Genomic DNA, 3,099 nt, shown 5'->3' with positions numbered 1-3,099 from the left:
ACAGCCGCGGAGCTACACCAGACGAACTCCGCGATCTACCCGAAGCGGGTGGGGGCGGAGTGGCTGTGCGGCGAGCACCCGGCGGCGCACCGGCGAGTGGTGCTCGACCGGTTCGCGAACGGCCTCGACGCCGAGGGGTGGGTGACCGATCTGGGCATCCTGGCGTCCTGCCAGGTGCTGGGTGAAGGCGTCGACATCCGCGGCAAGCGCGGCGTCCACGGCGTCGTGTTCGCCGACACCCGCTCCTCGCCCGTCCAGATCGTGCAGATCACCGGCCGCGGCCTGCGCCAAGCCCCCGGTGAGGGAAAGGTGGCGCGGCTGATCGTGCCGGTCTTCCTCCAACCCGGGGAAGACCCCGAAGACATGATGGCCTCCGCCAGTTTCCGCCCTCTTGTAGCCGTTTTGCAGGGGCTCCGTGCACACGATTCCCGGCTCATTGAGCGCATGGTCCTGTGCACCGCCAGTGCCCGCGGGAAGGCCACCTCGGTCGTCGCCCTCGACCCCAGACACGAGGAAGACGCACACGAGGCGCGCGTTGTGGGCGCTGCCCTACCCGGCGGTGCCATGGATATCGAGCTGACTGACGATGACCACCTGCGGGCCGTAGCCGCGCTGGAGGCCGTCGCCGGAAACAACGACGAAGCCCTGGCGGCCCTGGCGGGCAGGGCGGGCGAACGCCCGCTGCCAAAGCTGCTGGCCGCATACGGGCAACACACACTCCACCGCATCCTGATCACCGCGTTCGGGATCGACGCCACCATGGACTACGACGAAACGGGCCGGCTGGTCACAGAGATCAACAGTGATCCGACAGCCCGCATGCTCTTCGTCCTGACCGATACCTTGCACAATCAGGCCGCTCTCGCCGGCGACGACCCCGCCACCACAAAGCTGATCGCCCGATCCATCCTCCTGACGATCCACGCATTCACCGACGCCGACAACAACGACGCCTTGACCCTGCTGCGCGCACTACGCAACGAGATCCTCCGCCCCAACTGAACCGCAAACGGCTCGCACAAGACGGCCGGTGCCCCGAAACCGACGACGATCAAAAGGCCGGAACTGGACTCACGCACTGGGCACGACGCCGACCAGCAGCCCGTCTACTGGGGCGGCCCGAATATGAGGAGCCGTCATGCCTGACATCACCATGCCGCTCACCCCGATGCCCCGGACGCGGCGACCAGCGCGACCGAACCGTAGATGGGCCCGGCACATCCCGCCCCCGGGCACGTCGTCCTACCAATGGCCCCGGGCCGCTGCGGAGGCGCTGGATGCGGTCCTCACCGTGTCAACGCCGGGACGGGCCGCAGCGGATGGTCAGCTCGTGTGCTCAGAGGGCGTAACCAGGTGTGCTGACGCCAAGGACGTGCGAATTTTGGCGGCCTGTTGGGTCAGACGGTCGGCGACGTTCTGGGCGTGGCGGACGATGTCGTCGTCCGCGGTGTCGTCGTCGACCAACGGGAGGTGATCGCGGTTGGTGCCGAGCGTGTGGGCGCCCCAGGCGTGGAAGAGGATGTCATCCATGTCGCTCATCGCGCCGGCGATCGCTTCTAGGATCTCGTTGCGCTGGCGGTACCAGTCGCTGGGGAGGTTCGTAAGTGGCCCGTACCCGGCGGCCAGGTCCTGCCACGGCACTGGCTTGCTCTTCTCTTCGAAGGGCAGCCGCGGCTTGTAGCCGCGCAGTTGCCACTGACCCTTGTGTGGGCCGTCGCCGGTGAGGCGAATCCACAGATCGCCCTCGCCGTCCACGACGAACTCCTGCCAGTCCCAGTAGTCGTCCGCCGGCGCCGGGTCATCAGGTCCCCAGGTAGTGCGGTCCGGGTGCTGGGAGCGTCGGGCCTGGGTGACGGTGAGCTGGACCGTGCGGTCGCCCGCCCGATCTGCGGCAAGGGTGGGGAACTGAATCATGCCCCATCCTTTCGCGGCCCAAGGCGTCGCCGATGTCCTTTCCTGACGTTCGGTGCCGAACTGGAGCGTTCATCTACACCGGCGGCTGGACGGGCAGCACGGCGGCTTTTGAGGGAACCGAGCCAGGTGTGCCGGGTGGCGCGACGCCGGACCGGGCGGGTGAATTTCACCCTCGTGTGCGCGGGCGCAGTTCTCACTGCACCGGTCCAATTTGCCTAATTTCAAAGGGTATTGACACGTTTTAGATTGTTCTGTCATGTTCTGTTCCGCCGCTTCCGAGGCGAACGAGCGAGAGGTGATCTCATGGCACGAGTACGGCTGGCCGAGTACGACGCAGAGCAGGCCACCAAGCGCCTGCGGGTGTCCGCTGCTGCCTTCCGGTGGGCTCGGCACATCGCGCTCATCCCTGCCCCGGACGCGTCTTCCTGGCAGTGGTCGCGGGCCACTGTGGAGGTGCTGGACGCCGACGCCATCCGGGCCGCGATGCCCTCCTCGCCGATCGGCGGCGGCGCGGCGGCGGACCGGATCGCCGACGCGCTCGGCACCCCGAACGTGGCCGGCGAGAAGGCGAACGTGACGGCGTTCACAGTGCGGCGGTTCGTCGACCGCGGCCTGCTGGTCGACCTGAGCGCGAACCCATACGGGACACTGCACCACCCCGACCAGGTCGCGGAGGTCTGCCAGCGCGAGGACCTGGCGGACCTGGTCGCCGCCGACACCCCGCTCGGACCCGAGCAGGCCGCAGCAAGGCTCCGAGTACGCCGCGCGGACTGGGATCACATGGTGCGGCTCGGCTGGGTCTGCTCCCCGCAGTCGATCAAGGTCCGCTTCGGCACCAGCCGAGCCAAGGCCATCGACGTCACGCTCTACACCACCGCATCCGTCGACGCGATCATCCCCGCCCACCCCGAAGTCGACTGGGAGCAGCTGCGCGCGGTGAAGAAGGGCCAGCGCTCGCCACTCACGGCGCTGCGCCCGGCGCCGGCGCCAACACCCGCATGAGCCCGCGGGCACCCGTACAGCACTATGACCGTCCCCCACCCGCCGCGCCTCAGCTGTGCGGAAGGTCGCCGGGGTGCTGGAGGAACCGCAGCAGGCGACCGCGTGACGGCGGGGCCTCAGCCTCGTTGATCCGGCTGGTATCCATTGCCGCGGGCCCCGGGATGTCGTCGCTACTCCCCGGGC

Annotated in this window: 2 protein-coding genes and 1 pseudogene; 2 read left to right on the top strand and 1 reads right to left on the bottom strand. The window is 68.5% G+C overall.

Annotated elements, in window-relative coordinates:
- A pseudogene (locus ACIQE0_RS38705) lies at positions 1–1,002 on the top strand (hypothetical protein); the annotation flags it as partial.
- Between the two features lie 321 nt (positions 1,003–1,323).
- Here the strand turns inward: ACIQE0_RS38705 and ACIQE0_RS38700 are convergent.
- Positions 1,324–1,914 carry a hypothetical protein gene (locus tag ACIQE0_RS38700; RefSeq protein ID WP_402341094.1) on the bottom strand — a complete coding sequence of 197 codons (591 nt, stop codon included), beginning with the start codon at positions 1,912–1,914 and terminating at the stop codon, positions 1,324–1,326.
- A gap of 303 nt (positions 1,915–2,217) precedes the next feature.
- Between ACIQE0_RS38700 and ACIQE0_RS38695 the strand changes: the two genes are divergently transcribed.
- Positions 2,218–2,916 (top strand): hypothetical protein, encoded by a 699-nt coding sequence (locus ACIQE0_RS38695; protein ID WP_402341091.1) that lies wholly within the window; start codon positions 2,218–2,220, stop codon positions 2,914–2,916.
- Positions 2,917–3,099: the final 183 nt, after the last annotated feature.

Source organism: Streptomyces sp. NPDC093097 (genome assembly GCF_044754325.1).
In the GTDB taxonomy this organism is placed as follows: domain Bacteria; phylum Actinomycetota; class Actinomycetes; order Streptomycetales; family Streptomycetaceae; genus Streptomyces.
The sequence above is the reverse complement of the archived record's forward strand: the minus strand, read 5'-3'. Positions and strand labels throughout refer to the sequence as shown.